Origin of the sequence: Spiroplasma phoeniceum P40 (genome assembly GCF_003339775.1) — a bacterium.
Classification (GTDB): Bacteria; Bacillota_I; Bacilli_A; order Mycoplasmatales; family Mycoplasmataceae; genus Spiroplasma; species Spiroplasma phoeniceum.
In genome coordinates this window covers 1,291,932-1,316,128 of the sequence record NZ_CP031088.1, presented here as the reverse complement: position 1 = coordinate 1,316,128, position 24,197 = coordinate 1,291,932, and the positions used below count along the sequence as shown (strand labels likewise).

The 24,197-nt window shown below is 28.7% G+C and carries 26 protein-coding genes; 24 read left to right on the top strand and 2 right to left on the bottom strand.

Features of this window, described 5'->3' with window-relative positions:
- Nucleotides 1–2,394, top strand: a complete 2,394-nt coding sequence (pheT, locus tag SDAV_RS08075) for a phenylalanine--tRNA ligase subunit beta (protein ID WP_114565215.1) — start codon at nucleotides 1–3, stop codon at nucleotides 2,392–2,394.
- A gap of 122 nt (nucleotides 2,395–2,516) precedes the next feature.
- On the opposite strand, the gene SDAV_RS08070 is transcribed toward pheT, so the two are convergent.
- Nucleotides 2,517–3,359, bottom strand: coding sequence for a MurR/RpiR family transcriptional regulator (locus SDAV_RS08070; RefSeq protein ID WP_114565214.1), 843 nt, complete (start codon nucleotides 3,357–3,359; stop codon nucleotides 2,517–2,519).
- 154 nt (nucleotides 3,360–3,513) lie between these two features.
- On the opposite strand from SDAV_RS08070, the gene SDAV_RS08065 reads away from it, so the two are divergent.
- The 17 genes from SDAV_RS08065 (at nucleotide 3,514) to SDAV_RS07995 (ending at nucleotide 17,716) form a co-directional block, all read left to right on the top strand.
- A complete protein-coding gene (locus tag SDAV_RS08065) occupies nucleotides 3,514–4,032 on the top strand; it encodes a YceD family protein (protein ID WP_114565213.1) in 519 nt (172 codons plus the stop codon).
- Nucleotides 4,032–4,208, top strand: coding sequence for a 50S ribosomal protein L32 (gene rpmF, locus SDAV_RS08060; protein ID WP_114565212.1), 177 nt, complete (start codon nucleotides 4,032–4,034; stop codon nucleotides 4,206–4,208). The genes SDAV_RS08065 and rpmF overlap by 1 nt, the downstream gene beginning before the upstream one ends.
- Before the next feature lie 203 nt (nucleotides 4,209–4,411).
- Nucleotides 4,412–4,843, top strand: a complete 432-nt coding sequence (gene mraZ, locus SDAV_RS08055) for a division/cell wall cluster transcriptional repressor MraZ (protein WP_114565211.1) — start codon at nucleotides 4,412–4,414, stop codon at nucleotides 4,841–4,843.
- A gap of 3 nt (nucleotides 4,844–4,846) precedes the next feature.
- Nucleotides 4,847–5,788, top strand: coding sequence for a 16S rRNA (cytosine(1402)-N(4))-methyltransferase RsmH (gene rsmH / locus SDAV_RS08050; RefSeq protein WP_114565210.1), 942 nt, complete (start codon nucleotides 4,847–4,849; stop codon nucleotides 5,786–5,788).
- 31 nt (nucleotides 5,789–5,819) lie between these two features.
- The gene (locus tag SDAV_RS08045) at nucleotides 5,820–7,163 is read left to right on the top strand and encodes a cell division protein FtsA (protein ID WP_245938336.1); all 1,344 of its coding nucleotides are present in this window, start codon (nucleotides 5,820–5,822) and stop codon (nucleotides 7,161–7,163) included.
- A 40-nt stretch (nucleotides 7,164–7,203) separates the two neighbouring features.
- Nucleotides 7,204–8,433, top strand: a complete 1,230-nt coding sequence (gene ftsZ, locus SDAV_RS08040; RefSeq protein WP_114565209.1) for a cell division protein FtsZ — start codon at nucleotides 7,204–7,206, stop codon at nucleotides 8,431–8,433.
- A 2-nt stretch (nucleotides 8,434–8,435) separates the two neighbouring features.
- Nucleotides 8,436–8,861: a cell division protein SepF gene (locus SDAV_RS08035; RefSeq protein ID WP_114565208.1), complete on the top strand. Its 426-nt coding sequence runs from the start codon at nucleotides 8,436–8,438 to the stop codon at nucleotides 8,859–8,861.
- A complete protein-coding gene (locus tag SDAV_RS13420; protein ID WP_245938335.1) occupies nucleotides 8,854–9,249 on the top strand; it encodes a hypothetical protein in 396 nt (131 codons plus the stop codon). The genes SDAV_RS08035 and SDAV_RS13420 overlap by 8 nt, the downstream gene beginning before the upstream one ends.
- A 4-nt stretch (nucleotides 9,250–9,253) precedes the next feature.
- The gene (locus SDAV_RS13415; protein ID WP_245938334.1) at nucleotides 9,254–9,421 is read left to right on the top strand and encodes a hypothetical protein; all 168 of its coding nucleotides are present in this window, start codon (nucleotides 9,254–9,256) and stop codon (nucleotides 9,419–9,421) included.
- A 48-nt stretch (nucleotides 9,422–9,469) separates the two neighbouring features.
- Nucleotides 9,470–9,604 (top strand): hypothetical protein, encoded by a 135-nt coding sequence (locus SDAV_RS14115; protein ID WP_281268790.1) that lies wholly within the window; start codon nucleotides 9,470–9,472, stop codon nucleotides 9,602–9,604.
- A gap of 13 nt (nucleotides 9,605–9,617) precedes the next feature.
- Nucleotides 9,618–10,022 (top strand): hypothetical protein, encoded by a 405-nt coding sequence (locus SDAV_RS08025; RefSeq protein WP_114565207.1) that lies wholly within the window; start codon nucleotides 9,618–9,620, stop codon nucleotides 10,020–10,022.
- A gap of 234 nt (nucleotides 10,023–10,256) precedes the next feature.
- On the top strand, nucleotides 10,257–12,983 hold the full coding sequence (ileS, locus tag SDAV_RS08020) for an isoleucine--tRNA ligase (protein WP_114565206.1): 2,727 nt from the start codon (nucleotides 10,257–10,259) through the stop codon (nucleotides 12,981–12,983).
- A gap of 30 nt (nucleotides 12,984–13,013) precedes the next feature.
- Nucleotides 13,014–13,601, top strand: a complete 588-nt coding sequence (gene lspA, locus SDAV_RS08015) for a signal peptidase II (RefSeq protein ID WP_114565205.1) — start codon at nucleotides 13,014–13,016, stop codon at nucleotides 13,599–13,601.
- Nucleotides 13,594–14,514 (top strand): RluA family pseudouridine synthase, encoded by a 921-nt coding sequence (locus SDAV_RS08010; RefSeq protein ID WP_114565204.1) that lies wholly within the window; start codon nucleotides 13,594–13,596, stop codon nucleotides 14,512–14,514. The genes lspA and SDAV_RS08010 overlap by 8 nt, the downstream gene beginning before the upstream one ends.
- A gap of 6 nt (nucleotides 14,515–14,520) precedes the next feature.
- Complete coding sequence (locus SDAV_RS08005) at nucleotides 14,521–15,912, top strand: rhomboid family intramembrane serine protease (protein ID WP_114565203.1); 1,392 nt, start codon at nucleotides 14,521–14,523, stop codon at nucleotides 15,910–15,912.
- Nucleotides 15,900–16,400, top strand: a complete 501-nt coding sequence (locus tag SDAV_RS08000; protein WP_114565202.1) for a deoxycytidylate deaminase — start codon at nucleotides 15,900–15,902, stop codon at nucleotides 16,398–16,400. Before SDAV_RS08005 ends, SDAV_RS08000 begins: the two co-directional genes overlap by 13 nt.
- 95 nt (nucleotides 16,401–16,495) lie before the next feature.
- The gene (locus SDAV_RS07995) at nucleotides 16,496–17,716 is read left to right on the top strand and encodes a Pr6Pr family membrane protein (protein WP_114565201.1); all 1,221 of its coding nucleotides are present in this window, start codon (nucleotides 16,496–16,498) and stop codon (nucleotides 17,714–17,716) included.
- Nucleotides 17,717–17,730: 14 nt separating this feature from the next.
- Here the strand turns inward: SDAV_RS07995 and rnhC are convergent, their stop codons facing one another.
- Nucleotides 17,731–18,630 carry a ribonuclease HIII gene (gene rnhC, locus SDAV_RS07990; RefSeq protein WP_114565200.1) on the bottom strand — a complete coding sequence of 300 codons (900 nt, stop codon included), beginning with the start codon at nucleotides 18,628–18,630 and terminating at the stop codon, nucleotides 17,731–17,733.
- A 98-nt stretch (nucleotides 18,631–18,728) separates the two neighbouring features.
- On the opposite strand from rnhC, the gene SDAV_RS07985 reads away from it, so the two are divergent.
- From SDAV_RS07985 to SDAV_RS07960, 6 genes are all read left to right on the top strand, one after another.
- The gene (locus SDAV_RS07985) at nucleotides 18,729–19,070 is read left to right on the top strand and encodes a holo-ACP synthase (protein WP_114565199.1); all 342 of its coding nucleotides are present in this window, start codon (nucleotides 18,729–18,731) and stop codon (nucleotides 19,068–19,070) included.
- 78 nt (nucleotides 19,071–19,148) lie between these two features.
- Nucleotides 19,149–20,075, top strand: coding sequence for a hypothetical protein (locus tag SDAV_RS07980; protein WP_114565198.1), 927 nt, complete (start codon nucleotides 19,149–19,151; stop codon nucleotides 20,073–20,075).
- Nucleotides 20,076–20,405: 330 nt separating this feature from the next.
- Nucleotides 20,406–21,503 carry a 30S ribosomal protein S2 gene (gene rpsB, locus SDAV_RS07975; RefSeq protein WP_114565197.1) on the top strand — a complete coding sequence of 366 codons (1,098 nt, stop codon included), beginning with the start codon at nucleotides 20,406–20,408 and terminating at the stop codon, nucleotides 21,501–21,503.
- Nucleotides 21,504–21,574: 71 nt separating this feature from the next.
- Complete coding sequence (gene tsf / locus SDAV_RS07970; RefSeq protein ID WP_114565196.1) at nucleotides 21,575–22,465, top strand: translation elongation factor Ts; 891 nt, start codon at nucleotides 21,575–21,577, stop codon at nucleotides 22,463–22,465.
- A gap of 31 nt (nucleotides 22,466–22,496) precedes the next feature.
- The gene (locus tag SDAV_RS07965; RefSeq protein ID WP_114565195.1) at nucleotides 22,497–23,132 is read left to right on the top strand and encodes a hypothetical protein; all 636 of its coding nucleotides are present in this window, start codon (nucleotides 22,497–22,499) and stop codon (nucleotides 23,130–23,132) included.
- Nucleotides 23,133–23,369: 237 nt separating this feature from the next.
- Nucleotides 23,370–24,083 (top strand): spiralin lipoprotein, encoded by a 714-nt coding sequence (locus SDAV_RS07960; protein WP_114565194.1) that lies wholly within the window; start codon nucleotides 23,370–23,372, stop codon nucleotides 24,081–24,083.
- Nucleotides 24,084–24,197: the final 114 nt, after the last annotated feature.

Genomic DNA, 24,197 nt, shown 5'->3' with positions numbered 1-24,197 from the left:
ATGATTATTACAAGAAGATGATTAAATAAATATATTGATTTTACTGATATTAGTAATGCTGATATTGTTGCTGCTTTAAATAGTTTAGGGTTTGAAGTAGAACGTACGCATAATTTTGATCGTAATAGTAATATTGTTTGTGGTCGAATTCAAGTTGTTAATGAAATTCCTGATACGCATTTAAAGTTTTGTCTAGTTGATATAGGACAAGAATTAGTTGATCCAATTGTTTGCGGAGCTAGTAACCCAGCGGAAAATGGATATGTTGTCGTTGCTCGTCCAGGGGCAGTGTTAGCCGATGGTGCAAAAATTGCAAAACGTGAAATTAAAGGATATGCTTCGGAAGGAATGATGTGTTCACTAAGTGAATTAGGAATTGCTGAAAAATATTTAACGCCAGCCGAACAAGATGAAATTATTTTAACTTTTAATGAAAAAGAAGGTTCATATGATATGATTGGTGCTGAAGATGTTTTAACTAAAATTGGTTTAACTGATTATTTGTTTGAGATTGATTTAACATTAAACCGCAGTGATTGCTTAAGTGCTTATGAATTAGCCCGTGAATTAGCCCACTATTTTAAACGTGAATTATTTCCGTTAGAATTAGAATCAACAGAAAATTTAAAAGAATATCAAAATCCATTAAAAGTAGAAATTGCAACATCAGCAGTTGAATCAGCAATTAGTGTTAATATTAAATTAACGCCGGAAAAAACTCCGCTAAAATTATCAGATCGAATTTGGTTAAAAATTAATGAATATCAATCAAATGTAGCAGATCCATTTGGCGATTTAGCAATTAAAGCAACCCTTGAAACAGGGCAACCATTATTACTTTATGATTTTAATAAAATTAAAAACCCTTTAAAAATTACTGATGATTATGAAAATAAAACTTTTAATATTAAAAAAGGTGATTTAGTAGTTCTTGATGGGAATGAATTTTTAGAATTAATTGGTGTCCGCGTTAATCCGACTTATGCTATTAGTGCTACAACAACGGAGATAACAGTGTTAGCACTCCATTTAAATCATATTATAATGCGTCAACAACAACGAAAAGTTGGTATTAGTAACATTAATTTACAACGTTATATCAAACCCCTTAGTTATGCTACTGTTGGATTAGGATTATCACGTTATTTGTATTTATTAAAAATTAATGGTTTTTTAGCCGAGTTATCAGTTTTAAACTTTATTAAAGAATATAAGAAAACAGTTGAGTCAATTAACATTACTTTACTTGAGATTAATCAATTTATCGGTTATTCTTTTACCTTATTAGAAATTAAAGCTTTATTAGAACCATTAGCTTTCCAATTTAAAACAGAAGGTGAACAATTATTTGTGACACCACCAGCAACTCGTACCGATATTTTTCAGAAAGCTGATTTGATTGAAGAAATTACCCGGTTATTTGGTTATAATAACATTGTTGCTCAACCACCAGTCTTACCAAATTTAGTTAAGGCTAAACGTCCTTCTGAAAAAACAATTAAAAATTTTGAAACTTTCTTTTTAAATAATGGTTTTTATCAGGCAAAAACATATGCGCTAGTTAAACAAGAAGAAATTACTCATTTTAACTTTTTTAATTATCAAAAACCATATCAATTACTATCGCCATTATCGGAAGAACATGCTGTAATGCGGTTAAGTTTAACAAATAGTTTATTAAACAGTGTTAAATACAATAATGCTCGAAATCAAAAAAATGTTAAGTTATTTACTGTTGAAAAAATTTATGTAAATGAGAAAAGTTATTATCATGGGGCATTTGTAAGTCAAGCAGAAATTATTCAAAATAAAATAACAGGCGATAGTCTTTCTAATTCGTATTATTATATTAAAAGTTTATTGGAAGCTTATTTGCAAAGTGAACAAATTGATATTGATGAATTATCATATCAATCAGCACCAAAAAATAAAATTTACCATCCTTATCAAACTAGTCATGTTTTTTTAGGAAAACAATTATTAGCAATTATTGGTGTGATTAATCATAGTTATCAAAAAGAAGTTGATTTAAAAAGTGCAACTTATTTTGGCGAAATTAATTTTGAAGTAATGTTTAATTATCCGCATAAGAAACAAACATTTTTCACACCGCCTTCTAAATTTAGTACAAGTAGTCGTGACATTTCAATTTGAGTACCAGTAACAGTAACCTACGAACAAATTAAGAAAAAGATTTTAACAGGAGTTAAAAATGTTGTTGCAATAGAAGTGATTGACCAGTATTTTGATCATAAAGAAATGCCTAATCATGTTGCTTTAACAATTAGTTTTACATTTAATGATATGGCAAAACAGCTAACTGAAACAGATATTAACCAACAATTTGAACAAATTAAAATGAATTTGAAGAAATTACAATTACAAATTCGCTAGAAAAAAAATTTATGTATTTGAGGATTAAGGTAATTTATGAACACTAAATCTTAATCCTTTTAATTAGAACTTGCTTTATTTTTTATATAAAAAGAACATCTTTTGAAACAGATGTTCACTAGTTATTTTATTTTTTTAATATATTCGTGTCATTCATCAATGGCTGCATAATAATCTTGATATTCTTCATTATGAGTAGGATGATATTTTGCAATTAACATTCCAAAAATAATATTAATTAGCATCAACCGTGAAACATAACGGGGATTATCAACATAAAAATTTAGAATTTCAGTATTCTCTAAGGTTAGTTTTTGTAAATTGGGTGGTCCTTTATATTCTTTATTAATTGTTAATAAAATAATTTTAACATTTCGTTTTGTTGCAATTTCAATTAGGAAATGATATTCAGCATCTTGTAAGCTTTTTGAAATTAAAATTAATAAATCATTTTCACTAAGAGTTTCAATTAATTGAATTGTGGCATAATAATTAACAAGATAAGTTGAGTTATATTTTAAAACATTTAAGTGTAAATTTAAATTTTCGCAAACTAAAGTATGGCGACTAATTCCCCAGATAACAATTCGTTCACTCGTATGAATTGTATCAATGAATTTTTCTAATTGATTAACTTTTAAATTTCGATAAGTTTCATCTAATGCATAAGTATGCAGTTTATAAATATTATCAATAATATTATGGAGAGTTGTCTCATTTTTTTGGATATCAAATTCCTTGATATTATTATACTTTCCAGCAACTCATACTTTAAATTTACTATAATTTTCAAACCCCAATTTTTTAATTAAACGACTTAAGGTAGAAGTATTGATGAAAAGACTATCTGCTAATTCGTTAATAGTTAACTCTAGAACACTCTGAATGTCATTATTTAATTTTTCAATTAATTGAATTTGCAAATCAGTTAATTGGTTTTCTTTTTCGTATGTTATAATTTTCATTTTTGCTCCTCATTTTTTACAGCACATTTATATTTTATAAAAATAAATGTATAATTATATTATATTATATTAATGAATAATTTAACAAAAGATTTATTAGGGTAAGATTATTCAAATTTGGCAACAAAAGTCAACAAAATAATGAGGGAACAAAATGATTTATACAGAAACAGATTTTATTAAACAACCGCAAGTTATTGTCGATATACAATTAAATATTAGCCCAGAATTACTAGATTATTCGGTTAATATTAGAGGAATCAAAGATGTTAATATTAAGGGAATAATTACTTATCATTCAAATCTTAATGCAATTAATATTGTTGCAACAATTATTGGCGAAGTTGTTGTTGAGGATGCTCAGACATTAGAACATTTTGCTGTTCCAATTAATTTAGAATGAAATGATGAGTATAGTTTTAAATTTTATAAAAAAAGTGATATTAATTACTTAAATGAGCAAAATTTTGATATAATAAAATATGCGTGAGATGAAATAATTATGAATATTCCTATTAATTTATCTAAAAAAAGTGATAAAATAATTAGTGGTAATTCAACTTGGCAAGTTTTTTCTGAGGAAGAATTTGCAGCGTATAAAGCAGCTCAAGCGGATTCACGATGAGAACAATTACACGAAAAATTAGTTAAAACAACAAAGGAGGAGAAATAATGGCGGTACCATTTCGAAAAAAATCCAAACAGGCAAAAAGAAAACGCCGAACACATTTTAAATTAGTTGGAGCAACTTTGATAGCATGTAAAAATTGTGGAGCATTAATTAAACCACATAGAGTTTGTCGTGAATGTGGATATTATAAGGATAAAGAAGTTATTAGAGTTGATTAGGTTATAACTAATTATAGGAAAGGATCAAGAGATTCTTTTTTTTAACTAATGTTGTATTTATAATTTATCTTGTTTAAAAAAGCTTTTATATTATTGGTCCAGTAGTAGGACTATTTTTTTGTAAAAAATTTTTGGGGAAAAGTGTTGCAATATGGGAAAAATTATAATACAATATGTATGAAAGTGGGGGAGAATGGGGCAAAATGGCATTATTAGGAACTTACAATCATACATTAGATGATAAAGGACGATTAACAATTCCTTCTAAAATGAGAGAACAGTTTAAAGATGATAAAGTCTTTATTTCTCTTGGTTTTGATGGTTGTATTGATGTTCGCAATGAAGTTGAATGGTTAAAGTGAACAGAAAAAGTTGCTTCAACTGGACAAGCCACAGCCGAAGGAAGGGCTTTGACACGAAAAATTATGTCAATGTCTGATGAAACTACTTTCGATAATGCTGGACGAATTAAAATTTCGTCCATTTTGCAAAATAAAGCAAATTTTACAAAAGATGTTGTTATTATTGGAAACAATGACCACTTAGAATTATGAGATCCGAAAGTTTGAGAAGTATACATTGAACAAGCACCAGGAATCGAAGAAGCAGCAAAAAGTTTTGAGGAAAAAATTTAACGTATGAAATTTAAACATCAGACAGTCTTATTACAAGAAGCAATTGCCGGTTTAAATGTTCAAAACAATGGAATTTATGTTGATTGTACCTTAGGGCGAGCGGGACATAGTCTTGAAATTTTAAAGCATCTTCCAAATGGAAAGTTATATTGCTTTGAGCAAGATGAAGCAGCAATTTTTGCTTCTGAAGAAATTTTGCAGAAGAGTAAATATCGTAATTATGAAATTATTAAAAATAATTTTGTTAATTTAGTTGCTGAATTACAACTACGACATGTTAAAGCGGTTAATGGGATTTTATATGACCTCGGAGTATCATCTCCACAATTAGATGATGATAACCGTGGTTTTAGTTATCGATATGATAGTCCATTGGACATGCGGATGAATCAACATCAAGGATTAACAGCAAAAACCATTGTTAATACTTATTCGCAAGAAGCTTTAGTAAAACTTTTTCAAGATTATGGTGAAGAACCATTTGCAAAAGTAATTGCAAAAACCATTGTTATTGCTCGTAATGAAAAAGAAATTGTTACTACTTTCCATCTTGTTGAAATTATTAAAAAAAGTTTGCCACAAAAGATTTTAAAAAAGGCAAAACATCCAGCAAAACGAGTTTTTCAAGCATTACGAATTGAAGTAAATCAAGAGTTATTTTTTTTACAAGAATCATTACGACAAGCAACAACTTTATTAGCGGTGCATGGTCGGTTAGTTGTAATTTCGTTTCATTCATTAGAAGATCGTATTGTTAAAAAATATTTTCAAAGTTTAACAAAAGATCCTAATTATGAAATAAATCAACAGCTACCAGTAATATCACATTTTGAAAGTGATTATCAGATTATTACTAAGAAAGCAATTGTACCTTCGGTAACTGAACAAACAAACAACCATCGAAGTACAAGTGCTAAATTAAGAATATTAGAACGGGTGAAATAATATTCTAAAATTTGAAAAGGAGGTGAACGAAGTGGATTATAAGTTAAAAGAAGTATATGCTGTGTTAGAAATTAAAAATTATAGTTTTAGTTTTATGGTTGGTGTTTATACTGAATCACAAATTAAAGTGCTTTATAAAAGGCATCTTGAATATCATTTTTGTGATAATGGTATCATTATTGATGAAAAAAATGTGGCTAAAGAATTAGTTAATTTAATTAAAGATGCAAATCGACAATTAGGAATTGTAATTGAACGGGTGGCAATTAGTATTCCAGCAAATAATATGACAATTAAAACTTCAACCAAAATGTTAAATTTAACACATGATCGTCTAATTACGAAGAATGATATTGATTCATTAATTACATTATCAAAAGAAGTTCCTTTATTAGATGATGAAACTGCTTTTTTTATTAGACCATATCGTTACATTCTTAATGAACAAAAAGCATTATCAGCGCCACCAATAGGGCAGGCGGCTCACAAATTAAGTATTAAGGCAATTGTTTATGTAACAAAAAAACAGATTATTCAAAGTATTTTTGCGACACTTAAATATGCCAAAATTGAAGTTATGGGTATCCTTCCAGAAGGGTTTAGTCTTGCGTGAAATATTTCATCACCAGTTGATTTACAAAATGGAATTACAATTATTAATTGAGATTATGATAATATTATCGCTTATGTTTTTGTTCGTGAAACTTTATGTGAACAAATTATTATTCCGGGTGGGATTAAAAAAATAATTACGCGATTACGTAATGTCTTAAGTTGTGATAATAAGCAAGCACTAAAATATTTATATAAAATTATTAATTTAAATAATAATAGTAAAGATAATTTAATTATTTATAGCAAATATGATCAACAGCAACAAACACAATTAAATTTTACCCATTATGATTTAAAACGAATTGTTAATCATGTTTTAACAGAAGAAATGGAAACATTGAGTGAAAAGTTAGCTAATAGCTTAGGGCGCTATAACTATCCAGTTGTTGTTGTTGGTAAAATTTTACGAATTAGTGGGTTTAAAGAAAATTTGTTGGCGTTAAATAAAGATAAAAATGTTACAGTTTATATTGCTTCAACATTAGGAGCAAAAGAAACATGATGTACTGGCTTATTGGGAAATATTTATTATCAACATTTAGCAAATAAAGTTAGTGCAACAAATATTCAATCGGTTGATCATCGTTATATTCGTTATTTAAATAATAATGGTGATAAAAAAGTACCACGAAATGACAAATATGGTGAGCATCATCAACCAGGTGGCAATGCTAATCTGGCACAAGGGGTTATGCCACTAAGTAACCAGCATTTAAACGGTTCGCAACAATATCAACCAAAAATACTACCAAAATATTAAATAAATAGTATAATATATAAAAAATGGAGGAATTAAGGTTATGGACAATTTTGATAATTATGAACAAGTCGCGTCAATAAAAGTTATCGGTATTGGTGGTGCTGGTAATAATGCTGTCAATCGGATGATTGAAGCAGGCGTACAAGGGGTTGAATTTATTGTTGCTAATACTGATGCCCAGATTATTAGTGTTTCAAAATCAAAAAATAAAATTGTATTAGGTAAAGAAACATCAAAAGGACTAGGAGCAGGTGCTAATCCTGATGTTGGTCGTCAAGCAGCAATTGAATCAGCAGAGGAAATTAAAGACGCTTTAAAAGGGGCAGATATGGTTTTTGTCGCCGCTGGAATGGGTGGTGGAACTGGAACTGGGGCTTCTCCTATTATTGCCAAACTTGCCAGAGAACAGGGTGCTTTAACCGTTGGAATTATTACAACGCCATTTTCATTTGAAGGACGTGCGCGCAATAGTTATGCTATTCAAGGAACCGAAGAACTACGTAAACATGTTGATTCATTAATTATTATTTCAAATGATCGCTTATTAGAAGTAATTGGTGGTGTCCCATTAAAAGATTCATTCAAAGAAGCAGATAATATTTTACGCCAAGGAGTTCAAACCATTACTGATTTAATTGCAGTACCATCCTTAATTAATTTAGACTTTGCAGATATTAAGACCGTGATGAAAAATAAAGGGAATGCTTTATTTGGAATTGGGATTGGTTCAGGTAAAGATAAAGCAATTGAAGCTGCTAATAAAGCAATTATTTCTCCGTTATTAGAAGCATCAATTCGTGGTGCTCGTGATGCTATTATTAATGTTACTGGTGGTAATACCTTAACCTTAAATGATGCTAATGATGCTGTTGATATTGTTAAACAAGCAATTGGTGGCGAAGTTAATATTATTTTTGGAACAGCAGTTAATGAGCATTTAGATGATGAAATGATTGTAACTGTCATCGCAACTGGGTTCGATGAAGAACAAAATTTTACTAATCCAGATAATGGTTATCGTGCTTCAATGGAAGAATACGAAGCACCAGCACCACGCCCAACACGGGATGCTGAGGTTAGTGATGACAATGATCAAGATGTTGCTCGTAAACGGCCAAGTTATTTCACTAATTTATCTGAAAATGCTGAAGGTGAAACAGCGAATGCAAACCGTCGGATTAATGCGTGACGAGAACATGTTAATAATAATCAAGTCGTTGAACATGATGATGATGATGATTTACCACCATTTGTTCGTCGTAGTTGATAATAATGAGTATTTTTAAGAAAAAACAACGAAGTATTTACGAATCTCAACCACGAATTGATTTTAATGATAGCCCAACCGCACCAATTGTCCATAGTGATCAACCATTAACAAAACCTGTTCTTGCCCCAGAAACACCCTTTCAAAAGGTGGATTTTAAGCGTAAAAGCGAAGTACAGTCTTCTTCTGAAGTTAGTAGTAACACAAGTGTACTTACAACTGGTTTTATTGCTGATAGTTATAATGATGCTCCCAAAATGGCTGATTTATTATTGACAAAAGGGCAATTAATTGTTCATTTAGAGAATTTACCAAAAGGAGAACGAGTACGGCTATTAGATTTTATTAGTGGTGTGATGTATGCTTTTAATGGTGATGTTCAAAAAAATGAACATAGAACTTATCAATTTACAATTCAAAAAGATGCTTAATAAGACACAATTATTGCAACATTATCAGCAAGATTATGAATTAATTAGTAAAATTAAAGGATGATGTGAACAAGTCCACCGTGGGCAATTTGTTAACACAGATTTTCTTGATTTACGTCAAATTGAAATTTTGCAAGCAATCTTGTCACAAGAAAACATTACTAATTATTTTATTCATAAACCATTAACAAATGGTTTTCGAGCAACAGTTAGTTTTAATGCTAAGCACGATAATACGGTTATTTTACATGCGAAACAACCAACACCGCATTTTTTTCAACATCATCAGGTGCTTGGTTTTTATTTTAAACCAATTACAATTAGAAATGCGAGTGATTGGTGATTTATATATCACAGAAAATTATTTATATTTAAGTGTTTTAAATAAAATTATGCCAGTGTTTATTAATGATCCATTAATTATTCAAAAGAACTTATTAACTTGGACTATTAACCCTGCCTCTGTTGTTATTGAATATCAATTTACTGTTTTTACAAAAACAGTAAAAATTTTACGCTTAGATGCTGTGGTAAGTGCCCTTTGCAATGTTTCACGCTAACAAGCACAAAAATATGTTGAACAAAATTATGTTTATGTTAATTTTTCAGTGGTAAATAATAAGACTTTTCAAGTTGCTTGTGATATTATAATATCAATAAAACGGTATGGTCGTTTTAAAATTAATGCAATTTTACCATCAAAAAATCAACATTATCGAATTACAATTGCAAAGTTTGAATAAAGTAGGGGAAAATATGGCAGAACAAGAAAAAGATTTACGGACAATTATTTATGAACAAAATGAAATTATAGAAAAATTAACATACGATAATCGCCAATTAATGTTGCGTTTACAAGAATTACAACATTTAGAGCATATTTCACGGTATAATATTGAAAAATCACGCGAAGCATTTGAAGTTGCAAGTCATAATGCAGGACGGATTATTATGAAAGCAGTTGATTTTTCTTATGCTTTTAAAGAAGAAATTGCAGTATTACTTGATTACATTGATCATAATCGGCATAATCCCCAGAATGTGTTAAAAGTAATTGATGATTTTTTAGAACGAAATAAGCGCATTTATGCCTTTTCCATTAATGATGGTGAACGAATTACAGAATTGATTAAAAAAGAAATTATTAACAAAATTAAATAAATAGTGTAATATTTATTTATAAGAAAACAAACCACGGTTATTTGCTCGTTTTATTACAGCAAGATTAGGATGATGTGAGCTAATCAAAAAAGACAAATAATTATCTCTTGTTTTTACAATTTAAAATAAAGAAAAAAAGGTAAATATTATTACAATATTTATAAAGTAAGATGGTACCGTGCATTTGCGCTCTTATAGTCTTACTTTTTTTATGACAGAAAGGAAAAAACACTGATGAATTATAAAGATACATTATTAACTCCCAATACCTTATTTGAGATGAAAGCTAACTTGGCAGGAAAAGAACCGCAAATTCAGTTAGAGTGACTTAAAACAAATGTTGTTTCAGTGCGCTATCAACATAATGCTAACAACCAACCATTTATTTTACATGATGGTCCTCCTTATGCAAATGGAGATTTACATGTTGGTCATGCGTTAAACAAAATTTTAAAAGATTTTATTGTTCGTTATTATAATCAAAAAGGATTTTATAGTCCATGAATTTGTGGGTGAGATACGCATGGTTTGCCAATTGAAACCGCTGCTGTTAAAAGCGGGGTTGATCGGAAAACAACTCCACCAGTTGCCTTTCGCCAAATTTGTCGTCAATATGCTTTAGACCAAATTGAAAAACAAATTACGCAATTTAGTCGGTTAGGTTTGTTTAGTGATTTTCAGCAAAAATATGTAACATTAGATTTGCCATATGAATTAGAACAATTACGATTATTTCAAACAATGGTTCAAAAAAAATTAGTTTATCGGCAATTAAAGCCAATTTATTGATCACCTTCAAGTGAATCAGCTTTAGCGGAGGCAGAAATTGAATATGCTGATTTAACATCACCATCAATTTATGTAACTTTTACAGTAACAACAGGAAATAAGGTGATTAAACCAGGAACAAAATTTTTAATTTGAACAACAACACCATGAACAATTCCAATGAATCAATTGTTAGCGGTTGGAAAAGATGTTGTTTATGTTGAAGTTCTTGTTGAAGGTGAAAAATACTTATTTGCTAAGGCTTTATTTGACGAGTTACAAACATTATTAAATTGGAAAAAAGTTAAAATTGTACAAGAAGTAGTTGGTGCTAAATTAGTTGGAATTATTACAAAACATCCTTTATATGATTGCGATAGTTCTGTTGTTCTTGGCCACCATGTTACTGTTGAAGCTGGGACAGGAATTGTCCATATCGCATCGGGATTTGGTGAAGATGATTATTTGATTGCCCGTACGAACAATGTTCCAATCTTTGCACCATTAGATGATACTGGAAAATATACTCCAGAAGTAGCAGATGATAGTTTAGTTGGTGTTTATTATGAAGATGCAAATAAAATGATTGGTCAACGATTAGAACAAAATGGCGCTTTGTTAAAATTAAAATTTACAAAACATCGTTATCCAATTGATTGACGAACAAAAAAACCAGTTATTTATCGTGCAACAGCACAATGATTTGTTTCAATTGAAAAAATTAAACCAGAATTATTAAAACAAATTAGACAAGTACAATGAAATCCACAATGAGCAGCAAAAAAAATGGAAACAATGATTGAAAATCGTCAGGATTGATGTATTTCTCGTCAAAGATTATGGGGTGTACCAATTATTGCCTTTTACGATGAAAATAATCAACCACAATTTACAACAGAATTAATTGAACATGTAATTAATTTATTTGCCAAAGCAAAAACAACTGACATTTGATTTGAATGAAGTGCTGATCAATTGTTGCCGCCAGCTTATCAAAATCGCAATTGACGAAAAGAGGAAGATATTATGGATGTTTGATTTGATAGTGGTGTTAGTAATTTAGCAGTAACAAAAGAATATCATTTACCCCATCCCGTTAATGTTTATTTGGAAGGAATTGACCAATTTCGAGGATGATTTAATTCATCATTAATTACTTCGGTTGTGGCGACAGGTCATGTTCCTTACAAAGTTGTTTTATCACATGGTTTTGCTAATGATGAAAAAGGCCGCAAAATGAGTAAATCATTGGGAAATGTTATCTCACCATTAGCAATTACTGACCAGTATGGGGCTGATATTTTACGAATGTGAGTAGCTTCGGTTGATTATCGTGATGATGTTAAAATTGGGTCAGAAATTTTAAAACAAATTGCGGAAGCTTATCGAAAAATTCGTAATACATTACGGTTTTTATTAGCAAATTTAAATGATTTTAATCCAGCAACTGATTTACAATCAAAATTAGGAGAGGTTGATTATTATGTGTTACATTTAGCGCAGGAATTTCAACAAAAAGTAAATAAAAGTTATGAAGAATTTAATTTTAATAATGTTTATACTTTAATTAATAATTTTGTTACCATAACATTATCAAAATTTTATTTAGATTTTACAAAAGATATTTTATATATTGAGGAAATGAAATCACCACGTCGTCGTGCGGTACAAACAACATTATATTATTTATATCGGATTTTAGTTGATGTTTTAAAACCAATTATTCCGCATACAGTTGAAGAAAGTCATCGCTTTATTACATATCCTGACCAACAAAGCTCGGTTCATTTAGAAGAAAATTTTGTTTTAACAATGGCTATTAATGATAAATTAATTGCAAAATGAGATCAAGTGTTGAAATTACGAGATGATGTTAATAAAGAATTAGAACGTCGTCGTGAACAAAAAGAAATTAAAAAATCATTAGAATGTCAAGTAACGATTGCTTTAAAACCAGCCTATGCAAGTTTAGCAGCAATTAAGGATTTATATCAAATTTTTATTGTTAGTGAAATTATTTTTACTACTGACCATCAGAACTTAACAGAATATGAAACTAGTTTTTTAAAAGTTCAAGAAAAAGCTGGTTTAAAATGCCAACGTTGTTGAATGATTTATAATCATTTAAATGTCCAAAATAATGAAATTTGTGATCGCTGTTTTAATGTTTTATGGGTAAAAAATGTGCGATAATATATAAAACGAAAAAGGAGTCAAAAGCAAATGAAAGAACGAACAAAACAATTTTGATATGATTTTAAAGACCATTTTAAAAATCGAGATTATATTTGAAAATATAAATTCCAAGTTTGTCTACCAATTTTTATTTCGTTATTAATGTTAGATATTATTACGAAGCAATTAGCTTTTCATTTATTGTACCATGACCCAGCAGCTCCCGAAGTTAAATTTTTGGATGGATTTATTAATTTTAAATTTATGGTTAATAAAGGAATTGCTTTTGGAACAAATGCTGATAATCTTCCGCTTGTTATTATTGGTGCAGTTTTTATTACTTTGCTTGCATTTAGTATTTTTTTATATATTAATAATAAAACTGCTGCTGTTGGTTTAATGATGATTACAACTGGTGGGTTTGGTAATTTAATTGACCGTATGTGAAACCATGGTGGGGTTGTTGATTTTCTAGCATGAATTTTATTTCCCCCTTATAGTGTGTTTAATTTAGCTGATACTTGAGTAACATTTGGTGTTATTGTCTTAATTTTTGCTATTATTATTGAAATTATTCAGTTTTATCGTGAGCGAGCACGAAGCAAACTCGAAGAGCATTTTGAACCAAATGATTAAGATTACCTTTACTGTTTCTTCATCAGCTCGAATTGATAAAATTTTAACTGATTATTTTAAAAAAAATCCCACTCATTTTTCGCGAACTAAAATCCAAGCATTAATTAAGCAAGAGAAAGTTCAAGTTAATGGACAAGTTGTGCCGGCAAATTATGTTAGTCAAATTGGAGACCATGTTCGCATTGAATTTCCAAATCCTAAAGCAAGTGAATTAACACCAATGCCAATCCCATTAACAATTTTGTATGAAGATAGTTATTTAATGGTGATTGATAAACCAAATAATTTAGTTGTTCATCCAGCACCAGGACACCAGAATGATACTTTAGTTAATGCTTTATTAGCACGAGGAGTGCAATGGTCAACTGCCAGTGGTGAGCAACGCCCGGGAATTGTCCATCGCATTGATCGCCAAACGACAGGAACTTTAATTATTGCTAAAAATGATGTTGTTCATCATCAACTACAACAACAAATTCAAACAAAGCAATTACAACGCCGCTATTTAGCGCTTGTTCATGGTCAAATTATTGAAAATCGCGCTAAAATTGATGCGCCAATTGGTCGTGACCCTAATAATCGCAAGAAAATGACAGTTACAGCAAAAAATTCTAAAAAAGCAGTAACTAATATTCTTGTAATTGAACGCTTTAATGATTATACTTATATAGAGTGTGAATTAGAAAGCGGTCGAACTCATCAAATTCGAGCCCATCTAAAATACATTAACCATCCTATTGTTGGTGATCCGTTATATGGCACAGTCGCTGATAAAAAAGAAAGTTTTGGACAATATCTGCATGCGTATCAATTAAGATTTATTCATCCAGTTACTAAAGAAAATCTGACCATTACAGCAGCCTTACCACAAGAGTTTGAACAAAGATTAGCAATATTACGCGCGAAAGGATAAAAAACAATGAGTTTTGATAAAGATAAATTATCTCTAGTTGATTATTTTTTAAAACAAGAAAAATACAATGTTTATAAAAGTAAACCACGCAATAATAATAATAATAATGTTTATTTATATAAAGTTGATAGTAAAGAATTTCAAATTATTAAAATTATTGATAATTTTAGTGGTGAATTTAATGATTTCATCATTAATGATGAGGTTGTGGAAACGTTAAAGACTTTTTTAAATAAAAAATTTCAACTCGCAAAACTTACTATTTTATCAATTATTTTAATTGAAAATCGTTCGCAGATTTATAAAGATGATAGTGGCGATGTAACATTATTTGTTGACAAAAATAATTATCTTGACCTTTTAAGTACTTATTATCCGAACATTACAATGTTGCAAGAAAATAATGAAAATGATACTTCAATGGCAGGTATGACAACTGAGGAAATTTTAGATGGGATTAAAGACCCTAATAGTAAATTAACAAAAAATTTAAAGCAACTAAGTGATAAATTAAGTGTCAATAACCTTGGTGTTACATGAGTTTTAATTGCTTTATTATTAATTATTCCAATTGTTGGAATCTTTTTTGGTGAGAAAATTTTTAATACTCAAGGCTTAAGTGAAGGAGCAACGCAATTAGTTTATGGTGGTGTTACTCGTGATTTATTAATTTGAAATAATCAATGATGACGATTATGAACATATGTTTTATTTTCCAGTAACCCATTGTTAGTAGTTTTAAATTTATTTATGATTTTTAGTGTTGCTCGTTATGCAGAAGCTTTGTTAGGGCGTTGAAAATTATCAGTCATTTTAGTAGTTGGGATCCCCTTAGCCGGAGTATTTTTAGCAGCCGTATTACCAAATTGAATTTTTGGCGGATCAACTATTTTATTAGCAATTTTATGGGGAAGTTTGTTTAGTTATAACTATGGTAAAGAAGATTTAGGGGCGTTAATTGCCAACCAACGAACTTTAATTATTATGCTGTGGTTGCTAATAATGCCAATCTTTTTAGGTTATTCATTTTATTTAATTAATTTTGTTGGTTTTTTTGTTGGTAGTGCGCTTGGTTATGGTTTAGAATTTAACCGTTTACATCGTGTTAATTGAACAATATTATATCCAGTTTTTATTATTGTAACAATGATTATGGTTAGTACAATTGCATTATTATGAATATGTTATGTTCCACCCTATAATCGTGCTGTTATTGAGGCATTATTAAGTTATTGACGTGCAGGTTTGATGGAAAAGAGTGCAATTGAGGAAATGTTAAATAATTATTATTTTTATCCAAAAGCAAATTGACCAATCTTTTTGTTACAAAGTCAGTCTAGTTTTAGTGATCTCTTTTCTAATTTTAAAGGAGGAATCTTTAATTTATGAAAACAGTAACAGGAAAAAAACGTAATGATTATTTATCATGAGATGATTTCTTCTTAAGTGTTGCGCATGTTTGTGCAATGCGAAGCAAAGATCCACATACACAAGTTGGGAGTTGTGTTGTTAACCAAATTGGGCAAATTATTGCGACAGGTTATAACGGTTTACCCCGTGGTTTAAATGATGATGATTTTCCATGAGCACGGGAAGGGGAATATTTAGAAACAAAATATCCTTATGTTGCTCATGCTGAATTAAATGCCATTTTAAGTGCACGAACAAATTTAGAAAATTGTCGAATTTATACAACCTTATTTCCTTGTGCAGAATGTACAAAAATCATTATTCAAGCTGGAATTAAAGAAATTATTTATGATGATGACAAATACGAAGGCAGCGATGATAATCAAGCAGCAAAGCGGATGTTTGACCAAGCACAAGTGCATTATCGCTGCTTACCAGTTATTAATGTTATAGTCGAACGACAAGAGGAAAAATAATTAGATTTACAAATAAAACTATAAATTATCAAATAAAATAAAAAACCTTTATTAACTTATTTTTATAAATTATTAGAGAAAGAAAGGTTTTTAAGATGAAGCATTTTTTTACAGATCGGAAATTATTAATTTATCGTATTATTGGTATTATGTTAATTTTTGCTTTTTTAGTTTGTGATTTTATTTTAGCGTTAAAAACAAAAAGTGGCATTTATGGGCAGTTACCAAGTTTTTTAGAGCGCTTAAGCCATTATTATTCATATTTTACAACACAAACAAATTATCTAGTTTTTGTTTATTTTATTTTTTATTTATTTCAAAAAAAATTTAAAAATACAAAACCAGATTTTATTATTCGCTTAATGGTAACAGTTTATATTACAATGACAATGCTAGTATTTTGATTAGGATTAGCAGTGCAAGGTGATATAGTAACAAATATGAGTGTTTATGAATGAATTTCAACATTTATTTTGCATACCATTATTCCGATTGCAATGATTTTAAGTTATATTGTTACCGCTGGTGATACATTTTACAAATTTGAAATCCATCATAAAACTAATTATTGATTAATTTGTTTATATCCGACCCTATATTTAATTTGTATTTTAATTCGTGGTTATATTCGACATATTGACCACCAACCAGACAATACTCTATTTCCTTATTTTTTCTTAAATTTTTATGTAACAAATGGTTTTGCCTTATTAGCTGTTGGCTCAGTGTTAATTTTTACCTTATGTACTTCATTTCAATATTTTTATATCTGAATTAATAACTTATTTTATTTTCGTAAGCAAATTAAAGAAAATAATATTACCAAAGTTGATCAAATTAAAATTATGATAAATATTAAAAAACATCGCCAATTAGATCAAAAAGGTAAAGTTGCTATGATTCTAGCGATTGTAGTTGCTATTTTTAATATTATTTTTTCCGTTTTATATTATGTTTATCGTGATATGTGGTCAAAAATCTTAAATTTTCCTTATCAAAAAGAACTTGTATTGGCTTTTAGTATTATTATTAGCATTTTTAGTATTATTACCTTAGTTTTTGCCATCTTAGGATTAAAAAATCTTTATTGAGCTCGAATTGTGGTTGGTTTTTGTTCAATTGCTTTAGTATGTTTTAATTGAATTTGAATTCTTGGCCCTGTGTTTGATATTGTAATTGCAACATTATGTTTAAATAATCATAAATATTCGAAAGCAGATTTGGATGCTTATTTAGCAACACATCAGCAACCATTAAAATATAAAGCAAAAATAATTCCTAATAAAATAATTGCTTTTGATGAAGATGAAAAATAATCCTTCTAGAAAGATTATTTTTTTGTTAAATTAAAATGTTCTTTTAAAAATTGAGTGTAAGTAGTTGCTGGAAGCAGTTCTTTATATTTACGTGCTAGCGCTTTAACATCTTCACTAGACCCTAAGGGAAACGATAAATGATATTTTGTTGCAAGTTCATTAATTTTAATTAGAAATGCGGCACGACTTAAAATCGCGCTACAAGCAATGGCTAATGATTTTTCTTCTCCTTTAGTAATAAAAACAAGGTTATCTTTGATAATTGTACTTGTTTTATTTTTTTGTAAATATTCAAAATATTTTGTTTGGTTAACAAATTGGTCAATAAAAATTGTTTTATTATTCAACTGATGTTTTGCTAATAATTGGACTAAAGCTTGATTATGCGCTAAGGTTTTAATAATATGAGCGTTTTGATATTTAGCATATCATTTGTTATAAAGTTCATTATTAATAATAATAGTAACACTTTTGACTATTTTTTTAATTATTGGGGCTAAACTTAAAATCTGCTGTTTTGTCATCTTTTTACTATCCTTAATTGGTAACTTTGCTAATTCATTAAAAGTTGCAAGCGGAAGATAAGAAGCAGTAACAACTAGAGGGCCAAAAATATCGCCAACACCAACTTCATCGTTACCAATCACATCTTTTTGAAAATATGTCATTGGAATAGAAACATTTTTATTTTGTAAATTACTCATTAAGGTTGGAAAAAAACGTTTTGCTTCTTTTTCAGCTTGATAGCCTTGAAACAAAACACTATTTGTTTTATAAATTGTAATAATAATCCCATTTTTATTAAAAACATTAGTTTTATTGGAATCTGTATTATGAATTGCATAATTTTGATAAGTAGTAATAATTGCTTTAATAATTGTGGAATCAACTTTTTTAAAACTGATATTATTCATATGATGCCCCCCATTATTTTCTTTTATAAAATTATTATATCGTTTTTCAACCTTTTTTTGTTAAAATATTAGTAAGTTATCAAACGGAGGAAAAAATTATGATTAAAAATGTTGGTATTGATATTATTCAAAATAAACGAATTAAATTATCGACAGCATTCATTCAAAAAGTATTAAGTCCAGCTGAAATAAAACAATATGCAACTTTTTTTGATAAAAATGCTCAAAGACAATTTTTAGCAGGACGATGAGCGGCAAAAGAAGCTTTAGTTAAAGCATTAGAAAGTAAGTTAATTTTAAATCAAGTAACAATTTGTTTAAAAGATGATAATAACCTTCATGTTGAAGGACTTTCATTAGAACAAAATGAACTTGTTCATGTTTCAATTAGTCATGATCGAGAGTATAGCGTTGGCTTTGCCATTTTTTCAACTTTTTAATAATTATTTTTCTTTTTTTCTGCAAAATTAGAGTATAATGATAGTGGAGAAATTTACAAAAAGGGGGAGAAAACATTAATGAATTATTCATTTGATGATATTTTATTTAAAGACTTTTGTAGCACCCCTTTTATTCGTCAATGAATTCTTGAAAATAGATATGTCAGTGATGGTGTCTTTAAGTTCTTTTTATGAATGTTTATTTTTGCTGCCTTTTTTTTATTTACAATTCTTTTATCATGAACTTTTTTACATTATAAAAGTAAAAAAATTAGTGCTTCACGTAGTTCACTAAATTTTGTTTCAATTATTGGGGGAATTAGTACTTTTTTCTTTAGTAAATTAATTTGAAATTTAGTGTTAGTACCAGATTATTCAATTGATCCAAGTTATTATCGAATATTATTAACAGGATATTCATATGTACAATTAACGATTACCCTAGCTATGATTTTTAATAGTCGGCGTTTAGTTTCACTTTTGTTATATATTGTTTATGCTTCACCATTTGTTATTATTGGACCAGTTATTCTTAATAATTTTAATGATGTAAATCTTCGTTATGATAAAGAATTATTTATTATTTTAACTATTTTAGTAATAACTATTTTTATTGCTAGTTTACAATTATGTGGTCTTTTAACCCGTCAAGATGAAAAAAGCAATGTTATTCGTTTTGCTATTATTTTAATTCTTTTCAATATTATTAATAATACTTCAAAATTATCAATTCCAATAATATTGGAAGAAAATATTAAATTGCGTCAATTGTTCCAACAAATTTATTCTATTACAACATTAATTGTCGATTTATTTGCCTTATTTATTTTGGTATTATATTTGCAGCAAATGTTAACTCGCTCAAGAGATGAGATTCATCAAAATGAAAATTTAGATTTAATTAAAATTTTAACATTGCAACAACTTAATCCGAATTTACCATTAATTAATTTTTCAAAGGAAGAAATTAATCCGAACCATTGGACATTAAAAATGTTGAATTAAAAATAATTGTTTTTGATTTACTTATTTTTAATTTATTAAAAATTATGAAACCTTGAAAAACAAACAATTTTTAATTAAAACACAATAATAGAAAAATGAACAGAATTCAAATGAACAGCTAAAAATGTTATTTATCTTTGATAAATAACATTTTTATTTGTTTGTTTAAAACAAAATATGTTATAATTTTATTGCTTGTATTTAATAAAATTAATGATATACAATACACATTTATGGATTCATTTGCCCAGTGCTATTTGTTTTAATAAGATAGTGGTAAATGTTAGAAATAAATGGATGTTTTAACGAAAAGGAGAATTAAATAGAAATATGGCAAAAGAATTAACAAGAGAAATGTTATGAGAAGCTGGTGCTCAATTTGGGCATCAAACAAAACGATGAAATCCAAAAATGAAACCATACATTTATGGTGAAAAGAATAAGATTCACATTATTGATCTACAACAAACATTATGAAGATTAGAAGATGTTAAAAAATTAATGGCAAGTATTGCTGCACGTAAGGGAAAAATCTTATTTGTTGGAACAAAAAAACAAGCCAAGTGGATTGTTAAGGATGCAGCGGAACGTTGCGAATGTTTTTATGTTAATCAACGTTGATTAGGTGGAACATTAACAAACTTAAAAACAATTCATTTACGTGTTAAAAGATTATGAAATATTGAACGCCAAGAAAAAAATGGGGAATTAAAATTATTACCAAAAAAAGAACAAATGTTAATTAAAAAAGAAAAAGATAAATTAGAAAAATTCTTAGGTGGAATTAAAGGAATGAAAGAATTACCACAAGCATTATTTGTGGTTGATCCAAAAGAGGAACATATTGCCGTTCGGGAAGCACGCAAATTACGAATTCCAGTGATTGCTATTTGTGATACAAATGTTGACCCTGACCCAATTGACTATATTATTCCAGCAAATGATGATACTTCACGCTCAATTGCAATTATTACCCATCATATTGCTGATTTATATGGTGATGCAATGGGAATTAAAATGCCAGAACCTCAATTTAAACCAAATGAATTTACGCGCCGTGATGGTTATGACAATCGTAATTCACGTGGTGGGCAATATGATAATCGAAGAATGAGTGGAAGAAATGAACGTGGAAAAGAAACATATTCGGCACATAAAGTACAACCTTCAAGAAAAGAAGAGGTACATGCTGTAGCAGAACCTGTCGCAGTTAAAGAAGAACCAGTTCCAGTTCCACCACCAAGTTTTAATTTCGATACAATTAATGTAGTTGATAATGATTTAGAAAAAACATTATCAAAATTAAAAGTTGATGAATTAGAAATTCTTAGTGAAGGATTTACCTTACCAAAAGAAAAAAAAGCTGAAATGGTTAGTGAATTAAGTAAACATTTAACAATTGTTGATAATAAAATAGTAAAAAAATAACATAAAAAATTAAATTGTATTAACTGGTTAGTTTCAATACAAGCACCCTTAAATTTGAAAGGAGAATTAGAATGGCAGTTACTGCACAATTAGTAAAAGAATTAAGAGATAGAACAGGAGCCGGAATGCTAGATTGTAAAAAAGCATTAGAAGCTACTGATGGAAAGATTGAAGAAGCAATTACATGGTTGCGTGAAAAAGGAATTACCAAAGCGGCCAAAAAATCTGATCGAGTTGCTGCTGAAGGATTAGTTGGTTTAGTAACTAAAGGTGATAAAACAGTTATTTTCGAAGTTAATTCAGAAACCGATTTTGTTGCAAAAAATAAGCAATTTTTAGATTTAATGGCAACCGTAGGAGAAACTTTAATTAATAATGAACCGAAAACTGTGGAAGATGCATTAAAAATATCAGTTAATGGTGAATCATTAGAAACTGTTATTGTTCATGCTATTGCAACAATTGGTGAAAAGATTACCTTACGTCGTTTTAAAATAATTCATTTAAAAGCAGATCAATCAATGGGATTTTATTTACATTCTAATAATCGCATTGTAACTGTTTTAACTTTTAGTGGTAAAATTGATGAAACAATTGGAAAACAATTAGCAATGCATGTTTGTGCAATGCGTCCACAATTTATTTCACGTGATGATATTTCAACGGATTTTTTAAATAGTGAAAAAGCAATTTTAACGGCTGAAACAAAAAATGATCCAAAAAATGCTGAAAAACCAGATAATATTTTAGAAAAAATGGTTGAAGGGCGTTTAAATAAACAATTAGCAGAAATATCATTTTTAGACCAAGTTTTTGTTGTTAATCCTGATCAAAAAATTAGTGATGTTATAAAAGCAAATAATGTTCATATTGTTGATATGATTCGTTATGAAGTTGGCGAAGGAATTGAAAAAGAAGAAATTGATTTTGCTTCAGAAGTAATGGCACAAGTTCGCAAATAAGAATCATTGTGATAGAAAGGAAAGCCTAAAAATGGAAAATACTGAAAAAGGAACAATAATTGCAATCTCGATGGCAGCATTTTTATTTGTTGCAGTTAGTTTATCAATTATTGGTTATTTAATTAGTTTTACAAAACGAGAATTTAAAGCAAGTTTTATTAATAAAAAAATTTTAATTATTTTATTTACAGTGTTAGGAATTAATTTACCAGTTGTTATTCTTGGATTTTTATTCCAGTTTGTTATTGATTTCTCAACAACTGCACCATTAATTATTATGATTGTGTTAGCTTTTGGCTTGACAGTTGGGGTAGGAGTTTATATTTTCTTATTTTTACAACTAATTGCTGTTGGAATTGATGAAAAGGAAGTTGCTTTTTTAGGGGAGCGAATTTTAATTCGAAAAATTACTCGTGTTGAATGCAATGATAAAACAAATCAATTAGTAATTTATCATACCGAAGGAACCCGTAGTAAAAAGAAATGTCGTTTTTGATTAGCAAGTCAAGCAGGGCAATTTATGATTAATAATGTTAATTTATTAAATCAAGAAATTATGCCATTTGTTCCAGAACAGACCAAACCAGAATTAAAAGTTAGTGAACAACAAGTAAGCGAAGAACCGGTTTCTGAATCAAAAGAAGCTAAAAATACAGAAAAAGATTAAACAATTTATTTGAAAAATCTTTTTTTTTTTTTTAGAAATATTTATTGTCTTTAAAAATATTTATTGTATAATTACTTCTATAAGGGAAAGAAAAAGAAAGATATAAATTGTATAAAGTAGCGTTAGAAGCAATTAATTATTATTATTAATGTTATTTTTCTCTTATATATTCAATGTAATTTTAATTACATTTGCTTTTATAAAAACACTACTTAATAGAGAAAGGAAATATAAGAAATGAAGAGACTTTTATCGATTTTAGCAGTTTTTGGTGTATCAGCTGTAGGGACAACATCAGTAATCGCATGTAACAAAACTGAAAGTAACAACTTATCAAGAGTTACAACAATTGCAGCACCTGAAACTGTAGATGCAATAGATGCAGCAAAAGTTACAAAAGAAGAAATTAAAAACGGATTAAATCCTAATGTTTTAAAAGCAGTACAAGGTGTTGTAAAAACAGCACAAGCAACTGACTTTGTATATGAAGTTTATGCAGACAACCAAGGTAAAGCATTAGATACTGTTAATTTAAAAGCAGGTAACGTTGATGTATATGTTCAAATTACTCCAGCAAAAGATAAAACCGTTGTTATTGGTAAATCAGGATATATTAAAGTAACTTTACCAAAAGCAAAAGCAGATATTTCAGATGTAACAGTGCCTGAAAAAACTGTAGGAATTAAAGTAGGCAATCCACAAGCCGTTACAAAAAATGAATTAGAAGCAGTTAATAAAGATGCAGATCTTGCACAAGCTGTTTTAAATGCTATAAAAGCAAAAGTATCAGATGTAGAAGCAAGTGAATTTGCAATTACAAATAATGGTGAAGTGGGAGACTATTCAGCACCAAAAACTGTTGAAGTAACAGTTAAAGCAAATGATAGTTCAGCAAAAATTACTGGTCAATTTAAATTCAATGCAAAAGTAACAGCTACAACAGCTCAATAAGAATTACTTTTTCTTATTTGGAACAAAATAAAAAAACACTTACAAAGTGTTTTTTTATGCTTTTTAGTTAAAAAAATCTTTACAATCGTAGAATATCAACTAAAATTAATATAA